This is a genomic window from Corallococcus sp. AB018, from assembly GCF_003986945.1.
Classification (GTDB): Bacteria; Myxococcota; Myxococcia; order Myxococcales; family Myxococcaceae; genus Corallococcus; species Corallococcus exiguus.
Window position 1 is genome coordinate 85,518 of sequence record NZ_RAWR01000005.1, and the last position, 20,460, is coordinate 105,977.

A 20,460-nucleotide genomic window follows, 5' to 3' on the forward strand; every position below is an offset into this window, starting at 1 on the left:
CCCTACTCCAGCGCCGGAACGGTCAGCTCCTTCGGCGGAACCCGCGGCAGGCGCACGGTGAACACCGTGCCCTCCGCCGCGGACGAACGCGCGTCCACCGTCCCGCCGTGCGCCAGCACCAGCTGCCGGACGATGTAGAGCCCCAGCCCGATGCTGCGCTCGGAGCGCCCCGCCGTCGTGCCGCGCTGGAGCGGCTCGAAGATGCGCGGGAGCATCTCCGGGGGAATGGGGTCCCCCCCGTTGCGCACGTTCACCACGACAGCGTCCTGCTCGCCCCGGCTCTCCACGCGCACCGGCGTGTCCTCCGGGCTGTACTTCAGCGCGTTGCCCAGGATGTTGGACAGCACCTGCGCCATCCGGTCGGAGTCCCACGCCCCCTGCCCGTCCCCCACCTGCTCCATCTGGAGGATGCGCTCCGGATGCGCCGTGCGCGCCTCCTCCACCACCTGCAGCGTGAGCGCATGGAAGTCGCACGGCGCCGCGTGCACCGGGATGCCGCCACCCATGCGCGCCTGCGTGAAGTCCAACAGGTCGCGAATCATCCGCGTGGCCCGCTCCGCCGCGGACAGGACGCGCGCCGCCGCCTTCGCGTGCCACGGCTGGATGTCGTCGCGCCGGAGCATCAGCGATGCGCCCGTGAGGATGGCGCCCAGTGGGTTGCGCAGGTCGTGGCTGACGATGCCAATGAGCTGCTGCTCGAACTCCACCCGCGCCTGCGCCTCGTGCACCAGCTTCTGCCGCTCCTCCTCCGCCCGCCGCCGCTCCGTGATGTCGCGCATGGCGCCCACGATGCGCCGCGCCTTCCCGCTCGCTCCGCGCAGGATGGAGCCCTGCGCCGCCACGTACGCGTACTCCCCGTCCTTGCGCAGCACGCGGTACTCGTCCTGCCACCGGTCTTCGTCCGAATCGAACGCCCGCTGCAGCCCTGACAGCACCCGCTCGCGGTCCTCGCCGTGGATGTGCCGGCGCCACCACGCCGCGTCCGCGTCCACCTCTTCCAGGGGGAAGCCGAAGACCTCCTCCGTCGCGTCGCCAATCCAGTGCATCGTGTCCGTCTGGAGATCCAGGTCCCAGATGGCGTCGAAGCTCGCGTGCGCCACCAGCTGGTAGCGCTCCTCGGAGCGGCGCAGCGCCTCCTCCGTGCGCTTGCGCAGCCGCACCCCTTCCGCCTCGCGCAGCGCCCGCCGCACGCTGGGGCCCAACCGCTCCAGCCGGTCCTTCAGCACGTAGTCCGTGGCGCCGCGCTTGAGCAGCTCGATGGCGCGGTCCTCGCCCAGCGCGCCGGACACGAAGAGGAACGGCGTGTCCGGACACACGGCCTTCGCCGCCTCCAGCGCGCTCATCCCGTCGAAGCCCGGCACGTTGTAGTCCGACAGGATGAGGTCGAACTTCCCCTTCTCCAGCGCCGCGACGAAGGCCGCCCGCCCCTGCACGCACTCCAGCGTCGAAGGCAGCCCGCCCTCCTCCAACTGCGCGGCCACCAACTGCGCGTCCAGCGGGCTGTCCTCCAGCAAGAGGATGGACAGGGGCCGTTCCATCGAAGGCAGGGGCGTCAGGTCCAGCGCGGCACCGCCGCGTGCGTTCACTTGGGGGCTCCCGTCGTGCCGGGAGAGCCCGGCGGCGGCTGGTTCACCACCGCCCAGAACAACCCCAGCTCGCGCAACGCGGACACGAAGTCCGGGAAGGCCACGGGCTTCACCACGTAGGCGTTCACGCCCAGGCCGTAGCTGCGCGCCAGGTCCCGCTCCTCGCGCGACGAGGTGAGCATCACCACCGGCACCGCCTTCAGCTCCGGGGCGCCCTTCACCTTCTCCAGCACCTCCAGCCCGTCCACCTTCGGCAGCTTCAAATCCAACAGCACCACCGCAGGGTGGCCGTCCTGCCGGTTCGCGTACTCGCCCTTGCGGAAGAGGTAGTCCAGCGCCTGCTGTCCGTCGCGAACCACCACCACCTCGTTGGCCAGGTGCACCTCTTCCAGCGCCGCCAGTGTGAGCGCCACGTCGTTGGCGCTGTCTTCCACCAGGAGGATCCGCTTGAGGTCAATCACGCGTGCGTCTCGACTTTCTTCTCCACGGGAGAAGCGCGGGGCAGGGTGAAGGTGAAGGACGCGCCCTGCCCCACGGCGCCCTCCGCCCAGGTCCGTCCTCCATGGCGAGACACGATGCGCCGCACGTTCGCGAGCCCGATACCGGTGCCCTCGAACTCCTCGGCCGTGTGCAGGCGCTGGAAGACGCCGAACAACTTATCCACGTACTGCATCTCGAAGCCCACGCCGTTGTCGCGCACCCACACCGCGACCTCGCCTTCCGTCTCGCGTGCCCCCACCTCGATGAGGGCCTCCGGCTTGGGGCGGGTATACTTCAGCGCGTTCGCCAACAGGTTGTGGATGACCTGCCGCAGGAGCGACGGGTCGCCCTCCACCGTGGGCAGGCTCCCCACCCGCCACTCCACCTGCCGCCCGGTGGCCTCCGGCATCAGGTCGCGCCGGGCCTCCTCCACCAGCTGGCCCAGGTCCACCCGCGACTGGCGCAGCTCCGCCCGGCCCATGCGGCTGAACGCGAGCAGGTCATCCACCAGCGTGCCGCCCTGCTTCGCCGCGCCCGCGATGGTGGAGAGGTAGCCCTTCGCCACGTCGTCCAGCTTCGCGCCCGCCCGCCGCTCCAGCAACTGCGCGAAGCCGGTGATGTGCCGAAGCGGCGCGCGCAGGTCGTGCGACACGGAGTAGCTGAAGGACTCCAGCTCCTTGTTCGCCTCCTGCAGCTGGGCGGTGCGCTCGCGCACGCGCTTCTCCAGGCCCGTGTTCAGGTGGCGGATCTCCTCCTCCGCCTGCTTGAGGCTCTCCAGCGTGCGGCGCTCGTCGTCGATGTCCGTGTTGGTGCCGAACCAGCGGACGATGCGCCCCTCGCCGTCCCGCACGGGCCTGGCGCGCGACAGGAACCAGCGGTAGCTGCCGTCCGCGCGGCGCAGGCGGAACTGGTCTTCCCACAACGTCCCCTCGCGCAGGGCCGCGTTGAAGTGCTCCAGCACGCGCGCGGCGTCCTCCGGGTCGATCAGCTCGCTCCAGTCCTTCTCCCCCACCTGCGAGGGCGACGTCCCGGTGTAGTCGTACCAGCGCTGGTTGAACCAGAAGAGGCGCCCCTCCGGCTCCGCCATCCACGACAGCTGCGGGATGGAGTCCGCCAGCGTGCGGAACTGCTGCTCGCGCTCCTTCAGCTCCGCGGCCAGCGCCTCGATGCGACGGCGCGCCAGCACCTGCTCCGTCACCTCCCAGGACACGGACACGATGCCGTCCACCTTGCCCTCCGCGTTGCGCAGCGGCTGGAAGGTGAGGTTGAAGTAGCCCTCGGGCGCGTCCTGCCCCACGTCACGGCCCAGGCGCATGGGCACCTCGTGGCCGCGGTAGGTCTCGCCGGTGCGGTAGACCGCCTCCAACTGGGCGACCTGCCCCTGCTCGTTCAGCTCCGGCAGCGCCTGGCGCACGGTCAGCCCCAGGAGCGGCCGGGACCCGGTGAGCTTCAGGCGCAGGTCGTTGGCCATCTCGAAGACGAGCTCCGGCCCGCGCAGCACGGTGATGGCGGCGGGCAGCTGCTTGAGCACCGCGAACAGGTTGCGCCGCTCCGCCTGCGCCGTCTCGTACAGGCGCGCGTTCTCCAGCGCCACGCTGGCCATCTGCGCCAGCTGCACGGCGATGGTCTCGTCCTCCGCGTCGAAGTCGCCCTCCAGCTTGTCGGACACCTGCATCAGGCCCAGGTTGCGGCCGTCATGCCCCACCAGCGGCACCGCCAGGAAGCCCTTCAGGGGCAGCGCGGGCTGCGGCGCGGCGGGCGCTTCCGAGTAGGCCGCGTGCTGACGCAGCTCCGCGCGCGTCAGGCGCAGCGGCCGGTTCTCCTGGCACACCCGGGCGAAGAGTCCGCGCTCGTCCACGCCCACCTGGGCGGCGCCGGGCGCCTGCGGATCATGCTCCACCGCGGACAGCGCGCCGAGCGTCGGCGCGTCCCGTCCATCCGCCACCCGCACGAAGGACTGGTTCGCGCCAATCAGCTTGCGCGCCTTGAGCGTCACGAGCTCCAGGATGGCCGGCACGCTGCCCGCCGCGTTGAGCGCCAGGCTCGCGCGCGACAGGCCGCGAAGCTGCTCGGTGCGGCGCAATTCGCCCGCCATCAGACGGGTCCGCTCCGCGTCGGCGCGCTTGCGAGCGGTGATGTCCTGCACGGTGCCCACGAAGCGCACCGGCTTGCCGTCATGGAAGTGCGTGCGGCCCGTGGCGCGCACCCAGCGCTCCACGCCGTCCTTCAACCCCACGGTGCGGTAGGCCACGTCGTAGTCGCCCCTGCCCGTGGGGTCCCAGCTGAGCGCGATCGCGCGCTGCACGGCGTCCCGGTCCTCCACGTGCAGGCCCGCGAGGAACAACTCGTAGGACGACTCCGAATCTTGCGGCAGGCCGAAGAGCGCCTTGCAGCGCGCGTCCCACCTGAGTTCGCCCGTCACCACGTCCATGTCGAAGGTGCCCAGCGCCGTGGCCGTCAGCGCCAGACGCAGGCGCTGCTCGCTGTCCGCCAGCGCGGCCTGCTGCTTTCGCAAATCCTGCGTGAGCGCCTCCGTGTGCCGGCGCGCGCGCACGAACTCCGTCACGTCGGTGGCCAGCGTGATGATGCCTGACGCGGTGCCGTCCACCTCCACCATCGGGTGGTAGATGACGTTGAAGAAGACGGAGTCCGGCTGGCCGTCGCGCACCAGCTTCACCTCGAACTCCGGCCGCACGAAGGGCTGCCTCGTGCGCACCACCCCGCGCAGCACCTCCATGACCTCCGGCTGCGAGGCCATCTCCGGGAACACGTCCGTCAGCGCCTGTCCCGGCGTCACCCGCCTGCCCACCAGCAGCTCGTAGTAGGGGTTCGCCAGCTCGAAGACGAAGTCCGGCCCGCGCGTGATGGAGATGCCCACCGGGGCCTGCATGAAGAACGCGTGCAGCCGCTCGCGATGGACGGCCTCCAGGGCGTCGCGCTCGCGCTCGCGCAGCGACTCCTCGCGCCGCTGCACGGCTTCGCGCGCCAGGTGCAGCTCCACGAACATGGACACCTTCGCCAGGAGGATTTCAGGCCGCAGCGGCTTGCGCAGGTAGTCCACCGCGCCGTGCGCGTACGCCGCCAGCCACTCCTTCTCGTCGCCGTCGCCCGCGGTCATCAGCAGCACGGGCGTGCGGCGGCTGCGCTCGCGCTCGCGCAGGAGGCCCAGCACCTCCACGCCCGTCATGTCGCCCAGGTTCATGTCCATCAGGACGGCGGCGAAGTCCTCGTCCAGCACGCGCCGCAGGGCCTCGCGTCCGGAGGTGGCGCGCACCAGCCGCTGCCCCAGGGGCAAGAGGATGCCCTCCAGCGCCAGGAGGTGGCCGGGCGTGTCGTCGACAATGAGGATGCTGGCCCTGGGAGAAGACGCGGGCACGGATGCGGCGGCGGAGGACATGGTGGAGGCTCGGGGGACGGGCTCCTCTTCCCTTTAGGCTGACGGGCACTCGGCGGGGGACGGGCCCGGCTTCGGTGTGTCGCCCGTTGACGGCAGGACAACACTCCACGCCGCAACCTGCCTCCTGCCTCCCGTCGATTCCAGAAGAACCCTCGGGAGTTGCCCGTTTCACGCCTTCCCGTCCGCCAGGAGACCCACCAGGAGGGCGCCCGTCCCCCAGGCTGCACCTCGTTGGTGCTTCAGGTTTCCAGTCGATCAGGGCGAGGACAGGCGTCGCAGGGACGTCATGGGGAATGGCGCCCAGAAGGGCGTCGCCAGGCTCTCCCCTTCCAGCGGGAACCAGGCCCCGTCCCTTCCCGCCAGGACGTGGAAGTCCTGCGCGGGGGTGAAGCCCTGGCCCACGAGCGCCATCCGTTCACCCTTCGCGTTGGTGGCTACGTCCAGCACGAGCACCGTGTGGCCGGGGCTGCCGCCCAGGACGAAGAAGTCCCCGGGGCGCAGCTGCTCCCGCGTGGGACGGGAGCCTTCCGCTTGGATCGACAGGGTGCCTGCGTAGGTGAAGAGCAGGTTCAGGTAGTTCCGGAAGGCCGCCCGCGAGCTGTCCGCCGCCGCGCTCCCCGGCACCCACGTCACCTTCGAGCCGGAGACGCGCGCCCGCTCCCCGGCCGCGTACTTGGGCCAGGACGCCAGGTGGCCGCTGGTGAAGCGGTAGGCGATGCGCTCCGACTGGCCGGACGCCCAGCGCCACTCCGCGTGAAGGCGCAGGATGGAGTCCGCGCACTGCTGGAGGTTCGCGGTGCCCACGTCCAGCTCCCCCACCGCCGCCAGCCGGGAGTCGGAGGCCGCCAGCACGGTATTGCCCTGGAAGTCGCGCACGGGGGAGCCATCGGAGCGCAGGGGCAGGCCGCGCAACCAGGCGCCAAAGGAGCCCGCCTCCAGGGGCATGCGCGCGTAGCCCTCCGGAGGCGCGAAGGTCTCCTCCAGCGAGCGCACCTGGGCGGAGGCTGGCAGCCACGGGTAGCGCGTCCGCTCCTCCGCCGTGGGAGCACGGGTCGCGACCTTCGCCCGTCCGGCCGCTTCACAGCTCGCCAGCGGCAGCGCGACGGTGAGCAGGGTGGCCAGTGCCAGCAGGGGGCGGAAGGTTCCCATCGCGTTCAAGAGGCGGACTCCAGGAGGACGGAGGCCGGGGAAAATCCCGGGCCATGCCCTGGGACACCGTACGCGGGCCGCGGGGTCCTTTCGTTGAACGTGGATCCACGAGGGCACCGGAGGAGTTCTTCGCTGGACGCTCGCCATGCCGGGCAGGTGCGCCCCGGGGGCCGAGCACTACCTTTTGAAAGCCATGCACCGTCGGGCAAGCCTCGTGCTGCTCAATACGCTGTCCCTGTCGCGACTGCCGCTCGCCGCGGTGTTCATCGCGGTGTCGGACCTGCGCATGAGGGCCTTCCTGGTGGTGCTGGCGGCGGCGACGGACTTCCTGGACGGCTGGATTGCCCGGCACCGGGGACTGGCCACGCGCATGGGAGCGCTCATCGACCCGGTGGCGGACCGCGCCTTCATGGTGACGGCCTTCATCGTGTGTCTGCTGGACGGGCTCATCGACCCCGTGGAGCTGACGCTGCTGCTCCTGCGGGACATCGGCACGGCCATCGGCTTCATCGTCGCCAGGGTGCGGCCGGACATGCGGGCCGTCGAGCTCAAGGCGCGGATGCTGGGCAAGGTCGTCACGACGTTGCAGCTCGCGGTGTTGCTGTGCGTCCTGCTCTACCCGCCGCTGGTGCGGCCGCTCGTGGCGCTCGTCGCGCTGCTGTCGCTGGCGTCGGTGGTGGACTACACGCGGGCGGTGTGGCGTCAGCGTCAGCGCCGGGAACTGCCGCCGTCACGGCCGTCCTCGCACCTTCCCCATGGGCCCACGGGTGCGCCCATGGGGTCCGTGCGGGAGTGACGCGAAGGCCTCACGCGGGCACGGCGCGCATGTCCGCGGACAAGGCCAACCGGGCGCGTTCGCGCTCCATGGCGGCGCGCTCGCCGTCGGACAGGGCGTCCCAGACCTCGTCCATCGTGTCGAGCAGCGCATCCGCTTCGGGTGAATCCCCGCCGGGCGCGCAGGCGCGGACGAGGGCCAACTTGTGCAACAGGGTTCGGTATCGGTTGTAGACCGTCATCGTCCGGGAGACGCGGACGGGGCCATGCGGCTGACGGAGGGGCCGGGGGCTACCGGCGGCGTTGAGTCTCGGCGTCGCGCCGGGCCTCGGCGCCGGTCAGCACGGCGATCTCCCGCGTGTGGCTCCGGCCCACCAGGTTCACGGTGGCGCGCACACGCTCGCCCTCCTTGAGCTCCGTCACACCGATGTCCTCACCGTCGCGGACGACGCGCGTCTGGGTGCTGATCTCCAGCGGCAGGCGTGAGCCATCGTTGTCTATGACGACCACCGTGTCGGACACCGAGCGCACCTTCCCCCGGTAGATGGCGTCCACCACCGCGACGCCCTGCGAGGCGCCAGGAGCGGAGGGCTTCGCCGTGGAGGGAGCCCCTGTCCCCGTGTTGCCCGTCCCCCCCGTGCCCGAGTTCGTCTCCGGGCCCGGGTTGGGCGGAGTCGTCTGTCCCTCCGGGTTTGGCTCCGCGCTGGGGCTGTTCGGATCCGACCCAGCCTCGGTGCCCTGCGCGGGCGTGGTGCCAGGAGCCGTCCCAGCGGGAGCCTGCGTGTTCGTCCCGGAGCCGCCCGTCCCCGGCTGCTGCTGCGGCACGGGCGCCGGAGCTTGCGGCGTGGCCGCGGGAGTCCGCGGCGTGATGACTCGCGCACCCGCGGGAGCAGGAGTCTCCTCGGACGCCGCGTCATCCTCCATGCCGCCGGATGGAGTCCCGGCGCACATCAGCAGGCAGGCCAGCCCCGCGATCCCCAATCCCAGCCAGGTGTCTCGCTTCATGCGCCGCGTGCCTCCCTTCGTGGGAAGGTGCACGCGCACGCGGCGCGAACCACCCGCCCGGAGGACTTGCGGTCGCCTGCCCGCCCGGGCTGCCAACCCACGACCCGGCGCCTGCTCGGGAAAAGGAAACGCCCCCGGTCCCACGAAGGGACGCGGGGGCGTCAGGCCCACGGGCGCGAAGGCGCGCGGTTACGGCAGCGGGAGCGGACCGCCGCCCTGGGGCAGCGTGCGCGCCAGCTCCACGGCCTTGGCCGCCTGCACCAGGCCATACCCGTACTTCTCGTCCTTGCCCGGCGTCGTCTTGTCGTCCTTCGCCGTCTTCTCCAGCACCGCGCGCACGTGCGCGGCGCTCAGGTCCGGCCGGGCGCTGAACACCAGCGCGGCGACGCCCGACACGTGCGGGGTGGCCATGGAGGTGCCCGACTCGCGCTGGTAGTCCAGGCCGGTGATGGACACCGTCACATCCTGGCCCAGCAGCTTCTTGAGGGACGCGCCGGCCGCCATGGACACCGACACCGTGGGCACCCAGTGCGAGTTCGAGGAGCCCAGCGTGAAGGTGCCCTCCGCGTCGTCCGCCACGTTGTTGCCGATGATGACCGCGCGGGCGCCGGCCTGGATGACGTTGCGCGCCTTCTCCTCGAAGAACAGGTCGCCGCGGTCCACGTACGCGACGAAGCCGTCGCAGGTGGCGGTCTCACCGCACGCCGCCCGGTCCGCGCCCAGGCCGCAGTTGACCAGCCGGCCCGTGTACGTGCCCTGCGCGGTGTACGTGAGCGGCGACGAGGTGACGGGCGCCGACGCCGCGGTCACCGAGGACAGCGACGCCGCCCCCAGCACCGTGGCGCTCAGCACGTTCACGCCGGGCCCCACCACGGACAGCTCCTGGCCGAACTGCGAGAAGGGCGCGTACTCGCCCTGCAGGTCCACCGCGCCCACCGCCATCACCGACGGCAGGTACGCGGCCGGATACGCGATGCCGCGCTTGCCGTCGTTGCCGCTGGCCGCGACGGACAGCATGCCGTTGCCGTTCTCCCAGACCTTCTCGAACATGAGCTGCTCGGTCTCTGACGGATCCGGCGCGCCCAGCGACAGCGAGGCAACCCTCGCCCCTTGTGAATGGCACCAGTCCACCGCCGCGATGACGTCATCCGTGCGGCCGCCGCCGTCCGTGTCCAGCACGCGCGCGACGAGCAGCGACGCGCCCGGCGCCACGCCCACCACGCCGTTCGGCTCCTCCCCGGGCGCCACGCGCGCGCCGGAGCCCGCGCCGAACTGCGCCAGGATGGTCGCGGACACGTGCGTGCCGTGGCCGCCGCCCACCTTCACCACGCCCTGGGACACGCTCTGGTCGGACGGGTCGTCATCGTCGTCGACGAAATCCTTGCCCATGACGAACGCCGCCTTCAGCTCCGGGTGCTTGCTGTCCCAGCCGCTGTCGATGACGCACACCTTCACGCCCTCGCCCGTGGGCGCGCCAGGGTCGATGACGCCGTCGTTGTTCGCGTCCCACAGCTGGGGGACCTGGATCAGCTTCAGCCCTTCGGTGTACTCGCCCACCGACCCCTGCGTGCTGTACGCGCCCTGCCACGACGCCAGCGGCGGGGGCGTGGGCAGCCCCAGCGCGCGCACGCGGCGGTTGGGCGTCACGGAGAGCACGTCCGGGTGGAGCTTCAGCGCGGAGATGGCCTCCGGCGACAGCCGGGCGGACACCACGTTCATGTTCGGGATGCGGCGCTTCACCGTGCCGCCCTCGCGCTCCACGGCCGCCGCGATGTCCGCCGAAGCTGCCAGCGCGCTCGCGGACACCTTCGACTTGTAGGTGATGATGACGCCGTCCGGCGCCGTGTCCGTGCTCAGCGGGGAGACGCCCGGCTTCGGCAGCGACACCTCCGCGGTGCCAGGACACGCCTGGGGCAGGACATCGATGGGTTCGGGGTCGCTGCCACAGCCGCTCGCCACCAGTCCGGACAACCCGAGCCCAAGCCAAAGCCAACGCTTCATGGGGTGTATCTCCTTCGCCCGGCCAACGTGGATTACCGCGCCGTGACCTGCCGCCCCCGAAAAGGGGGCCGGGAAGAACGGGCCGACCCTGCTTCCCGTTCCCCAGACGATTTAAGCATGGACGCAGCACGACTGCTCGGGCGGCTGTCGTGCGCCCGACGGCCATCCGGTGCCGGTCCATCGTGAGGCGCTCAACGCTCGTGGGGAGCGCCTCGTTCGCGGCAGGACCTCCGGCCCGGCATGACGCACCGTGCCCGGCCACCTGGCAGGACGTCAGGCGTCGGAAGGATCCACGCCGAAGATGCGCTGGGCATCCACGGCATAGGCCGCCAGCTGACGCTCGGTCTCCGCGGCGTCCCACCCCAGGAGAGGCGCCATCACCTCCGCGGCGCGGACGGCGGCGGCGCGGCCCTGGTCGCGCGTCTCGAACGCGACCTTGAGGCGGCGGATGAGCAGGTCCGCCAGCGTCTGGACCATCTCGTGGGACACGCCCCAGGCGGCCTCGGCGCGGCGGTAGGGCAGGCCCTCCACCAGCGGCTCGGCCAGCGCGGGCGACTCGCGAGTGAGCGCCCACACCGCGTGCCAGCGGCTGCCGTATGCGCGAACCAGGTGTTCGCCCGTGGCGGCATCCCCCACCTCCTGCTTCGCCGCCGCGAGCTCCGCGTCCAGCTTGAGGATGTCGCCGCCCGGCAGGGGCTGCTCGTGGGTGACGGGCTTCTTGTGCGGTCGGGACAGGTGGCGCTCCACGGCGTTGACCACGTCGCGGGCCATGACCCGGAAGGTGGTGAGCTTGCCGCCGCTGATGGCCAGCACGCCGGACGGGCTCACGTCGATGGAGTGCTCGCGGCTCGCGCTGCCCGCGTCGCTGTTGCCGTGGTAGCCGCTCGCCGCGAGCGGGCGGATGCCGGCCCAGGCGCTGACCATGTCCTCGCGGGTGAGGTTCGCCTCGGGGAAGAAGGCGTTGGCGGAGGAGAGCAGGTAGGCCACGTCCGCCTCGCTCGCGCGCACCTCGGCCGGATGGGCGCGGGTGGCGGTCTCCGTCGTGCCAATGAGGGTGAACGCATCCGCGGGCAGGATGAACATCACGCGGCCATCCACGGGAGACAGGAGCGTGAGCGCATCCCCGATGTTCAGCCGCGAGCGGGGCACCGCGATGTGCACGCCCTTGCTGCCGCGCACCGCGGGCCCCGTGCGCTCCTGCTGCGACGAATCCAGCTGGCGGATCTCATCGCTCCAGGGCCCGGTCGCGTTGACGACGGCGCGAGCGTGCACGGTGTGCTCCAGGCCGGTGAGGTGATCCATCACCACCGCGCCCTTCACCTTGCCGTCCTCCAGCACCAGCCGCTTCACGGAGGCGTGGTTGAGCACCACCGCGCCGGCCTCGCTCGCGCCCAGCGCGTTGGCCAGCGTGAGGCGAGCATCGTCGGTGGCCGCGTCGTAGTAGCGGGCGCCGCCCTTGAGCCCCTCGGAGCGGATGCCGGGCTCGGCCTCCACCAACTGCTTGAGCGACAGGCGCTGATACGCCTTCACGTTCCGGAACAGGGACAGGGCGTCGTACAGCATCAGGCCCGCGTTGAGCTTCCAGCGCGGCACGCGAGCCCCTTCGTAGACGGGCCAGATGAAGGCCAGCGGGCGCACCAGGTGAGGCGCCAGGTGGAGCAGGCGGCGCCGCTCGATGCTCGACTCGAAGACGAGCCCCAGGTGGCCATGCTCCAGGTAGCGCAGGCCACCGTGGATGAGGCGCGACGAGCGGCTGGACGTCCCGCTGGCGAAGTCCTCGCGCTCCACCAGGGCCACCTTCAGGCCCCGCAGCGCCGCGTCCCGAGCAGCACCCGCCCCCGTCACCCCGCCGCCAATGACGAGCAGGTCGAACGACTCACTCCCCAGCGCACGCAGACGGTCGGCGCGCGAGGGCGGGGCGGGAACCTCGGTAGAGGCAGGCAGGGAACGAAGAACGGCGGATTCGGAACGCACGTGACGAGTCTATGACGGGAAGTCTGTGGCCGCAGCGGATTCCGATGCAATGCGTCAAGCGGTCCACGGGGTCATGGGACTGGGCGGCAAGGAACTGTCTGGCAGCGGGCGGCGGAGGCCGCCTTGCGTGTCGTGGGGAGGACGGATAGGCAGGCAGCCGCCTCACCTCCCCCGTCCTGGACGCTCCGCCGCCGTACCCCGAACCGCCGTGTGGGATACCCGAGACCGACGAGACCTGGCGTTCCTGGGACTGTGGGTCCTGGTGTACGGGCTCGCGGTGGCGCCGGTGCTGCACGCGGTGGTGGGACACGGCGGAGGCCTGGGGCGCCACGAACACGGCGTCAGCACCCACGTCCACCGAACCCAGGCCGCATGTGACGCGACCCGGGCCGCGTGTCCGACGGAGTCCGAACAGGGCACGCCGGAAGGAGCGAAGCAGGGCCACGGCCACCAGCACCTGACGGGCTCGGTGGAGCACCTGCTGGCGGTGGCGGCGAGCTGGACGGTGTTCGTGCCGCCGAAGTTGCGCTGGGTGTCCTGGCGCGTGGAGCCGGAGCGAAGCCCGGAGTGGTCACCGGGTCAGCGGTTGCGGTCCGCGGCGATGCCGCAGGGCCCCTAGCCCCCGTCGGACTTCCGGAAGGATGACTCGCGAGCATGCGGACCGTCTGGCCCAGGCCAGACACGGGCCTGCGTGAGCGTGTGTCCTCGAGCCCCGTCTGTCTTTCAACCCGCACGCTCCGGAACGCGTCCCGACGCGAGCCGGGGACGTGCCGTCGTCTCCTCGTGTCGTCCCCACCGTGACCATGTTGCTCATCGCGTTCGCCACGCTCTCGACGAGTCTTCCCTCGGCCATGCCCGCCGCACAGGAAGAGCCGCGCCAGGAAGTCACCGGTCACGTGGAGACAGAAGCCACGCCGGAACATCAGCAACCCGAGACACAACAGCTCACGGAGGCCACCGGGAAGCAGCGGTCCACGGTGGTGCGAGGCACACGTCCGGCCCAGAGCGCCGCCGAGGTCACCATCGGCCGGGACATCCTCGACACGGCACCGCGAATGAACGCGACGGACGTGCTCCGCGTGGTCCCGGGCCTCGTGGCCTCGCAACACAGCGGCGAGGGCAAGGCACAGCAGCTCTTCCTCCGAGGCTTCGACGCGCTCCACGGCCAGGACGTGGAGCTGAACGTCGGAGGCCTGCCGGTGAACGAGGTGAGCCACATCCACGCGCTCGGCTACGCGGACACCAACTTCATCATCCCGGAGCTCGTCCAATCGCTGGAGGTGACGGAGGGCTCCTACCGCGCGTTCCAGGGTGACTTCGCGGTGGCGGGAACGGTGCGCATGGACCTGGGCGCCCGCGAGAAGGGGGTGGAGTTCGCCGGCACGCTGGGCCAGTTCAACATGCGCCGGCTCGTCGTGACGGTGCGCCCGGGCGAAGACCCCGGAACCTTCGCGGCGGCGGAAATCGGAGAGAGCGACGGCTTCGGCCCCCAGCGAGGCTACGGCCGGGCCACCCTGCTCGCCCAGGCGAACCTGGACCTGGGCCACGGCCTGAGCGCGCGAATCCTGGGAGGAAGCTACGTCACGCGCTTCGACTCCCCCGGAGTGGTGCGCGAGGACGACCTCGAAGCCGGGCGCCGCACCTTCTACTCCGGCTCCTTCGACCGCCAGGGAGGCACGGTCTCCAGGCACCAGCTGCTCATGGGCGTGGACCTCCCGCGCGAGGGCACCGCGCGCACGCGCCTGGAGGCCTTCGGAATCCTCTCGGACCTGCGCCTGCGCAACAACTTCACGGGCTACCGGGTGGACGACCGGGGCGACGGCCTGGAGCAGACCCACGACGGCTCCACCCTGGGCCTGCGAGCCGAGCACCGCCGCCAGGTCACGCTCTTCGACCGCCCCGTAGCGTTGGAGCTGGGCCTGGGAGGAAGGCGCGACGGCATCCACCAGACGCAACGCCGTTACCGCGAGACGGACGGCACCTTCTTCGCGGAAGAAGTGGACGCGAACATCACCCAGACGGACGTCTGGGGTTACGCCGAAGCCAGGCTCCCACTGGGACGCTGGGCCTTCCGGCTGGGAGGCCGCGCGGACGCGCTGGGCGTGGAGGTCTTCGACGCGCTCGCCTTCCGAGACCCGCGCTACTACGACGGGCAGGGCTACTCGCGCAGCGCCTTCGGGGTGCACTGGGGCGCGAAGGCTGGCGTCGAATACGCGCTCACGGACACCTGGGCCCTCTTCGCCAGCTACGGAGACGGCTTCCGTTCCCCGCAGGCGCGAAGCCTCGCGGAAGGAGAGCAGGCGCCCTTCGTGAACGTGCACGGCGCGGAGCTGGGCACGAGGAGGGATGGAGAACGTCTGTCCTTCCAGGCGAGCGTCTTCGGCTCGCAGGTAGCGGACGACTTCTTCTTCGACCACACGGTGGGCACCACCGTCTTCACGGGAGAGACGCTGCGCACGGGCATCTCCGCGTCCCTGCAGGCGCGTCCGCTCGAAGGCGTCACGGCCGCGCTGAGCGCCACGGTGGCGAACGCGACGGTGACGAAGACAAACGCGAAGCTCCCCTACTTCGCGCCGCTGGTCGCTCGATCGGACATCGGTTGGGAGAAGCCGCTGCCCGGCATCGACTCCGTGCTGTCGCTAGGTACGGGCCTCACGCTCATCGGGCCCAGGCCCCTGCCCTACGACGAATACAGCCACACCGTGTTCCTCGCGGACGTGCAGGCAGCGCTGCGCCGGGGCGCGCTCGCGCTGCGGCTCGACGTGAAGAACCTGCTCAACACGCGCTGGCGCGACGGCGAGTTCGTCTACAGCTCGCGCTTCGACCCCACCGCCCAGCCAAGCCTCGTTCCAGCCAGACATTTCACCGCGGGGGCACCACGCGTGGCCTCGCTCACCCTGGAGGTCCACCTGTGATGAACCCGATTGCACTGGCCTTGACCGTGGCCCTGATGAGTCTGGGCTGCGGAGGAAAGACCGAAGCGGAGCGCCGCACCTTCGCCGTGACGATGACGGCGACAGCGCCCACGGCCCCCAACGAGTACGGCTGGACGGTGACGCCCGAAGCCGCGCAGCTCTCCGTGGGCTCGGTGCGCTTCTTCGAGGGCCGCGTGCTGCTGTCGCAACGCCTGCCCCGCTTCGACTGGTACTCGCTCATCGGGGGCACCGCGCACGCGCACCCCGGCCACTACGTCCCGGGCGACGCGCTGGGCGAGGTGTTGAACACCCGGACCGTGGATCTGCTCGCGGGCGGCAACCTGGGTGACGCCAACGCCGTCACCGGTGCGTACGGCTCACTGGAACTGACGCTCGTGACGCCCACAGCGGCCACGGACGCACAGAACGTCCTCGGAGGCCACCAGGCCCACGTGCGAGGCACCGCGACCCACACGTCCGGAGCCACGGTGCGCTTCGACGCGACGGTGGATCTGCCCAAGGCCATCGAAGGCGTGCGCTTCGAGCGCGACCTCCAGCAAGAGGCCGGCTTCGTGCGCATCGCGGTGGATCTGGGGACTTGGATGGACCGCATCGACTTCGCCACCGCGTCGCTTCCTGACGCGGCTGGCGTTTCCACCTTCCCCGCCAACAGCCAGGCCCAGAACGGCCTGGTGCGCGGCGTGGAAGACACCAGCGCCTACGTCGTGACGTGGGTGGAAGGAGCAGCGGAATGAGGAAGCATTGGCTGATGGGAGTGTCCTGCCTGGCCCTGGTCGCCTGCTCGTCGGGTCAAGGCAACGTGACGTTCACCGCGTACGGGGAGGACTTCATCGAAAAGGAGATCCCCGCCAGCGCCTTCGAGGACGGCTGGACGGTGAAGTACACCAAATTCCTCGTGAAGCTGAGCGAGGTGAAGGTCGCCAACCACGAGGGAGAAACCGCCGCCGAGCAGACGGCCGCGAAGGTCTACGACGTGCACCGTCCGGGCCCCGTGGACGTCGCGAAGTTCAGCGACCTGGCCGCCGAGGAATGGGACGAGGTGAGCTACGCCATCGCCCCCGTCACGAACGCCACCGCCGGTAATGCGGACGCGGAGGACGTGACGCGGATGAACACCGAAGGCTGGTCCGTCTACGTCGAGGGCACGGCCACCAAGGGTGCGGCGACCAAGCGCTTCCACTGGGGCTTCGCGACCAACACCCTCTACGAGCACTGCGAGAACGAGGACATCGGCAACGGCGTCACGGTGCCCAAGGGCAGCACGGAGACGGTGCAGCTCACCATCCACGGCGACCACTTGTTCTTCGACGACCTCCAGTCGCCGGACGCGAAGATGCGCTTCGACGCCATCGCCGCGGCGGACAGCACGGGCGTGGTCGGCCCGGATGGCGAAATCACCCTGGATGAGTTGGGCCTGGTGAACCTGACGACTCTGCCCTCGGACCAGTACGGCACGGGAGGCGCGGGCAGCGTGCGGACGCTGCGCGACTTCGTGACGGCGCTCGTGCGAACCGTGGGCCACTACCGCGGCGAAGGCGAGTGTTCGCCGCGCGTCCGCTAGGACAACGCCCCCGGAGGGGCCGGCCCGAACGCGCGGCCGGCCTCTCCCGTTTCACTCAGCGCTTCGAGGAATCATCCCCGCCCGTCATGCCCCCACCGCCGTGCGACGGCATGTTGGACGGCGGGTTCGGAGGACGGTTCGGGTTCATCTGGTTGGAGCGGTTGTCCTGGGCGGACTTGTGCTCCGGGCGCTCGGGGTTCTTCGTGTTGGAGCGCTGATCATTCGGGTTCGGGGTCTTGTGCTTGCTCATCGTGCGGCGTCCTCCGTGTGTCCGGACATGGGCGCCCGGACGGAAGGCACGGTAGGGAGACGCCTCCAGGAAGCGCAGGGGCCCAGCGGGCGCTGCCTGGTGTCCAGCACCGGTCGCTCGGACTGCCCTCCCCGTCCAGGGATCGCTCGCCGCGGTCTCCTCCGGATGCCAGGGAGGATGCGAATGCCTACTCCTTGACCCCGGGGAGGTGCGGCGCGTGAAGACCGTGACCTACGAGCGCAGTGGCCAGACGAACACCGGGGCGCAGGCGCTGCGAGTGGAAGGCCTCAAGCACCTGCGAGTCCTGGAGCAGGGCGAACCGGTGGTGGAGCGGGACCTGACGCCAGAGGAGATCCGCCGCCTGGCCCCGTTGCTGGAACCCCTGCAGCAGGAGCCCGAACCCGCCGCCCTCGCGCCCCAAGCAGGAAGCCCGGACATCCTGGCGGTGACCCTGGCCTTCGAGGACGAGGAGACGCCCCGGTTGAGGCTCGCCACCGAGCGGCTGCCCGCGAAGGGAGGCGGGTATGATCGCCTGCTCGCGGAGCTGGACGCCCTGCTGTCGGCGGAGCTCCACGCGCGAGCCCCTCGCCACGCCCACGCCGTCCTCCCCCACCAGCTCCGTCACGATGAATGACGGAGGCCGTACGGTCCGTGAGGGCCGCGTCGCCCGGGGCACAGCAGGGGAGCAGCCGGGGCCGGTTGCCCTGGAGGCCCGGTTCTGACAGACAAGAAGCATGAAGCGCGTGCAGTTCTCCGTGCACCGCACGGTTGGAGAGGCACGGATGCTGGCGGGGGCCCTGGAATTGGCCGGGCTCTCGGTCGACATCCGCGGCGAGTCCCTGGTCCCACTGAGCGGAGAGATTCCCAGCACCGAGGCCTGGGTGGAACTGTGGCTGTGGCCCCAGGAACTGGAAGCCGGGCGCCAGGTCCTCGCGGAGCTCCAGGCCAACCAGGAAGCCGCCAGCCGTTCTGTGACGTGTCCACGCTGTGGCGAGGAGAACCCCGCCAACTTCGAACTCTGCTGGAGCTGCGAGCTGGAACTGCCGTCGGGGCTGCGCCCACACCTCCGGGCCGTCTAGAAACGCCCCATGAGCGACCCAGCGAACGAACCGGAGGAGCGGAGCGGCCGACGCCGGAACCAGGGTCTCCGGGGCGTCATCTGGGTCTGCGGGGCGGCGCTCGCCATCCACGTCATTCCCCTGTTCCTGCCCCGCGACATGCCCGAGCAGGAACTGGCCATCGCGAGGGCCACGGAGAACGTGGAGGGCCGCCTGCGGTTCCTGGTGCCCCTGAAGCACAACGACAAGGCAACGGCGGCGGACCTGCGCGAGGCGGCCGAGCTCCTGCGAGAAGGAGCCCCCGCGGAAGCGCACGACCTGGCCCTGGAAGCCGAGCGGAGGGACCCGAACGCCCTGGAGACCCAACTCCTGCTCGCGCGCATCTGCGACCGGGAGCGGATGTCCCGCTGCGTGGACCAGTCGCTCGAAAAGGCGCGGAAGCTCGCGCCGGCGGACCCAAGGCCGGAGCTGCTCCAGGCGGACCTGAGCGAGGCGAAGGGCGACGTCGGCGGAGCCACGGAGGCCCTGTCCCGAGCGTACAGCCACACTCCAGGCGATCCCCTCATCGGCATGCGCTACGGCCGGCTGCTCAGCCGGATGGGCAAGCCCGAGGACGCCCTGAAGGTCTTCACCTCCCTGGAGGGCAAGGTCCCCACGGCCCGGCTCCTGGTGGAACAGGGGCTGGTGCTGACCAAGAATGGCCGGAGCCGCGAAGCCGTGGGGCTGTTGCAGCAGGCAGTGCAGAAGGACCCGAAGCTCACGGAAGGCCACTTCCAGTTGGGCATCGCCTGGTTCGAGCTGGGGAACGAGACCGCCGCCGAGGAGGCCCTTCGTCAGGCGGACCGCCTGGACGTGTCCGACACGCGGGCGCTGGGCACCCTCTGCACCCTCCAGGTGAAGGCGGGAAAGCTCGAGGGAGCACGTCAGACGCGCACGGACCTGGAGCGGCGCTTCCCACAGCGGATGGACGCCATCCGGGAGCAGTGCCGACTGCCGTGAAGTTCAGCGCGGCTCCTGCCCCCGAATCTGGCGCAGCATCCGCGCCGCGGCGATGACCGGCGAGTCCACGGACCCGTCGGCCCGTTCGGTGCGCACCACCGCCTGGAGGAAGGGGATTGCCTCTTCATCCCGGCCCTGCTGGAAGAGCAACTCCCCCAGCGCGAACCGTGCCTGGGTGAGGAGGACCAGGTCCTCCGCCGCCACGGCCGCATCGATGGCATCACTCAGCGCGGACTCCGCCAGTTCGGGCTGTCCGCGTCCAAGCAGCTCGCGGGCGCGCTGCAGGTATTCAAGGGTATTCATGGGGCACGGTCCCCGAGCGGAGAAGACGGCAATGGAAGACAAGCGCCTGGTCGAGCTGGAAATCCGCTACACGCAGCAGCAGGAGCTGCTGCAGGAGCTGAGCGACGTGCTCTACCAGCAAGGGCGCGTCATCGACGCGCTCCGGGGGGAGCTGGACCAGCTCAAGCGCAAGCTGGACGCCGAGCCGGGCCTGGTGGACGCCCGCCAACAGGAGCGGCCACCGCACTACTGAGCCAGGACCTCAGAACTTGTAGCCCAGCCGCAGGCCGATGATGGGATTCGGATCGAGGTAGCCCACCTCGATGCCGATGCTCGCGGCCTTGCCCTGGAGGCCAAAACCAAACGCCGCATGGGCCTTGAAGGTGTCCCCCTTGAAGAAGATCCACGGGCCCGCGAGACCCTCGATGTAGACGTTCCGGCCCACCGTCGCGCGAAGCGAGATGTCCAACGGAACGCCAATGATGTTGCCGTCCGTGACGAGCACCGCGCCGAACCGGGCACCCACGAAGAGTGGACCCGCGACATGCCCTTCAACGCCCAGCGTGAAGTTGAACGCGGCGCTGGTGTCGACCCAGTAGTCCGCCCCCACGCCCAGGCGGACGCCGGACTGCTGCGCCTTGGATTCCGCGGGCGCCAGCAGGAGCCCCAGTGCGAACAGACCAGCGGCGTAGATTCGAAGCAGATGCATGCGAGAGGCTCCTGTCCAGAGAGGGGGGAAGGAGCGCCACTCAAGCAAAGCAGCCAGGGTCAGGCCAGCCTCAAAGCCAGGCGGCTGTACGTTCGCATCCCGTCGGATCAATCCACGAAGAAGCGTGCGCCTGAGCTTCGTGACACAAGCCCGCAAAGACAAAGCCCCTGGCGCCTTGCGGCACCAGGGGCTTTCAAAAAGAATCCGGCAGCGACCTACTCTCCCACGCGGTTTCCCGCGGAGTACCATCGGCTCTGGAGGGCTTAACTTCCGTGTTCGGGATGGGAACGGGTGTGACC

The 20,460-nt window shown here is 70.6% G+C and carries 20 protein-coding genes and 1 rRNA gene; 9 read left to right on the forward strand and 12 right to left on the reverse strand.

What is annotated here, in order from left to right:
- Window positions 1–2 precede the first annotated feature (2 nt).
- The 4 genes from D7Y11_RS02130 to D7Y11_RS02145 all read right to left on the reverse strand — a co-directional run bounded on the left by D7Y11_RS02130 (window position 3) and on the right by D7Y11_RS02145 (window position 6,612).
- Window positions 3–1,586 carry an ATP-binding protein gene (locus D7Y11_RS02130; RefSeq protein ID WP_126932906.1) on the reverse strand — a complete coding sequence of 528 codons (1,584 nt, stop codon included), beginning with the start codon at window positions 1,584–1,586 and terminating at the stop codon, window positions 3–5.
- Window positions 1,583–2,047, reverse strand: coding sequence for a response regulator (locus tag D7Y11_RS02135; protein ID WP_120579302.1), 465 nt, complete (start codon window positions 2,045–2,047; stop codon window positions 1,583–1,585). Before D7Y11_RS02135 ends, D7Y11_RS02130 begins: the two co-directional genes overlap by 4 nt.
- Window positions 2,044–5,463 carry a PAS domain-containing protein gene (locus tag D7Y11_RS02140; RefSeq protein WP_126932907.1) on the reverse strand — a complete coding sequence of 1,140 codons (3,420 nt, stop codon included), beginning with the start codon at window positions 5,461–5,463 and terminating at the stop codon, window positions 2,044–2,046. Before D7Y11_RS02140 ends, D7Y11_RS02135 begins: the two co-directional genes overlap by 4 nt.
- Window positions 5,464–5,718: 255 nt before the next feature.
- Window positions 5,719–6,612: a DUF4846 domain-containing protein gene (locus tag D7Y11_RS02145; protein WP_120579306.1), complete on the reverse strand. Its 894-nt coding sequence runs from the start codon at window positions 6,610–6,612 to the stop codon at window positions 5,719–5,721.
- Between the two features lie 193 nt (window positions 6,613–6,805).
- Between D7Y11_RS02145 and D7Y11_RS02150 the strand changes: the two genes are divergently transcribed.
- Entirely contained in the window at window positions 6,806–7,408 is a 603-nt protein-coding gene (locus D7Y11_RS02150; RefSeq protein ID WP_121755198.1) for a CDP-alcohol phosphatidyltransferase family protein, read from the forward strand.
- Window positions 7,409–7,418: 10 nt separating this feature from the next.
- Here D7Y11_RS02150 and D7Y11_RS02155 read toward each other — a convergent pair whose 3' ends face one another.
- The 4 genes from D7Y11_RS02155 to glpD all read right to left on the reverse strand — a co-directional run bounded on the left by D7Y11_RS02155 (window position 7,419) and on the right by glpD (window position 12,366).
- A complete protein-coding gene (locus tag D7Y11_RS02155) occupies window positions 7,419–7,598 on the reverse strand; it encodes a hypothetical protein (RefSeq protein ID WP_233607176.1) in 180 nt (59 codons plus the stop codon).
- A 79-nt stretch (window positions 7,599–7,677) separates the two neighbouring features.
- Complete coding sequence (locus D7Y11_RS02160; RefSeq protein WP_126932909.1) at window positions 7,678–8,391, reverse strand: hypothetical protein; 714 nt, start codon at window positions 8,389–8,391, stop codon at window positions 7,678–7,680.
- 189 nt (window positions 8,392–8,580) lie between these two features.
- On the reverse strand, window positions 8,581–10,392 hold the full coding sequence (locus D7Y11_RS02165) for a S8 family serine peptidase (protein WP_126932910.1): 1,812 nt from the start codon (window positions 10,390–10,392) through the stop codon (window positions 8,581–8,583).
- 273 nt (window positions 10,393–10,665) lie between these two features.
- Window positions 10,666–12,366 carry a glycerol-3-phosphate dehydrogenase gene (glpD, locus tag D7Y11_RS02170; protein ID WP_121755195.1) on the reverse strand — a complete coding sequence of 567 codons (1,701 nt, stop codon included), beginning with the start codon at window positions 12,364–12,366 and terminating at the stop codon, window positions 10,666–10,668.
- A gap of 208 nt (window positions 12,367–12,574) precedes the next feature.
- Here glpD and D7Y11_RS02175 point away from each other — a divergent pair, with 208 nt between their 5' ends.
- The 4 genes from D7Y11_RS02175 (at window position 12,575) to D7Y11_RS02190 (ending at window position 16,863) form a co-directional block, all read left to right on the forward strand.
- Window positions 12,575–12,985, forward strand: coding sequence for a hypothetical protein (locus D7Y11_RS02175; RefSeq protein WP_233597266.1), 411 nt, complete (start codon window positions 12,575–12,577; stop codon window positions 12,983–12,985).
- A 148-nt stretch (window positions 12,986–13,133) separates the two neighbouring features.
- A complete protein-coding gene (locus tag D7Y11_RS02180) occupies window positions 13,134–15,281 on the forward strand; it encodes a TonB-dependent receptor (protein WP_126932911.1) in 2,148 nt (715 codons plus the stop codon).
- Complete coding sequence (locus D7Y11_RS02185; protein ID WP_120579294.1) at window positions 15,281–16,036, forward strand: hypothetical protein; 756 nt, start codon at window positions 15,281–15,283, stop codon at window positions 16,034–16,036. The genes D7Y11_RS02180 and D7Y11_RS02185 overlap by 1 nt, the downstream gene beginning before the upstream one ends.
- The gene (locus D7Y11_RS02190; RefSeq protein WP_121755193.1) at window positions 16,033–16,863 is read left to right on the forward strand and encodes a hypothetical protein; all 831 of its coding nucleotides are present in this window, start codon (window positions 16,033–16,035) and stop codon (window positions 16,861–16,863) included. Before D7Y11_RS02185 ends, D7Y11_RS02190 begins: the two co-directional genes overlap by 4 nt.
- 55 nt (window positions 16,864–16,918) lie before the next feature.
- Here D7Y11_RS02190 and D7Y11_RS02195 read toward each other — a convergent pair whose 3' ends face one another.
- Complete coding sequence (locus tag D7Y11_RS02195) at window positions 16,919–17,113, reverse strand: hypothetical protein (RefSeq protein ID WP_120579292.1); 195 nt, start codon at window positions 17,111–17,113, stop codon at window positions 16,919–16,921.
- 217 nt (window positions 17,114–17,330) lie between these two features.
- Between D7Y11_RS02195 and D7Y11_RS02200 the strand changes: the two genes are divergently transcribed.
- The 3 genes from D7Y11_RS02200 (at window position 17,331) to D7Y11_RS02210 (ending at window position 19,170) form a co-directional block, all read left to right on the forward strand.
- Window positions 17,331–17,747, forward strand: coding sequence for a hypothetical protein (locus D7Y11_RS02200; RefSeq protein WP_120579304.1), 417 nt, complete (start codon window positions 17,331–17,333; stop codon window positions 17,745–17,747).
- Between the two features lie 100 nt (window positions 17,748–17,847).
- On the forward strand, window positions 17,848–18,192 hold the full coding sequence (locus D7Y11_RS02205) for a hypothetical protein (protein ID WP_120579291.1): 345 nt from the start codon (window positions 17,848–17,850) through the stop codon (window positions 18,190–18,192).
- A 9-nt stretch (window positions 18,193–18,201) separates the two neighbouring features.
- The gene (locus D7Y11_RS02210) at window positions 18,202–19,170 is read left to right on the forward strand and encodes a tetratricopeptide repeat protein (RefSeq protein WP_126932912.1); all 969 of its coding nucleotides are present in this window, start codon (window positions 18,202–18,204) and stop codon (window positions 19,168–19,170) included.
- A 3-nt stretch (window positions 19,171–19,173) separates the two neighbouring features.
- Here the strand turns inward: D7Y11_RS02210 and D7Y11_RS02215 are convergent, their stop codons facing one another.
- Window positions 19,174–19,473 (reverse strand): hypothetical protein, encoded by a 300-nt coding sequence (locus tag D7Y11_RS02215; RefSeq protein ID WP_126932913.1) that lies wholly within the window; start codon window positions 19,471–19,473, stop codon window positions 19,174–19,176.
- A gap of 31 nt (window positions 19,474–19,504) precedes the next feature.
- Here D7Y11_RS02215 and D7Y11_RS02220 point away from each other — a divergent pair, with 31 nt between their 5' ends.
- Window positions 19,505–19,705, forward strand: coding sequence for a SlyX family protein (locus D7Y11_RS02220; RefSeq protein WP_120579288.1), 201 nt, complete (start codon window positions 19,505–19,507; stop codon window positions 19,703–19,705).
- Between the two features lie 9 nt (window positions 19,706–19,714).
- On the opposite strand, the gene D7Y11_RS02225 is transcribed toward D7Y11_RS02220, so the two are convergent.
- Window positions 19,715–20,161, reverse strand: coding sequence for a hypothetical protein (locus tag D7Y11_RS02225; RefSeq protein WP_120567841.1), 447 nt, complete (start codon window positions 20,159–20,161; stop codon window positions 19,715–19,717).
- A 202-nt stretch (window positions 20,162–20,363) separates the two neighbouring features.
- Window positions 20,364–20,460: ribosomal RNA gene (gene rrf / locus D7Y11_RS02230) — 5S ribosomal RNA — on the reverse strand; the annotation flags it as partial.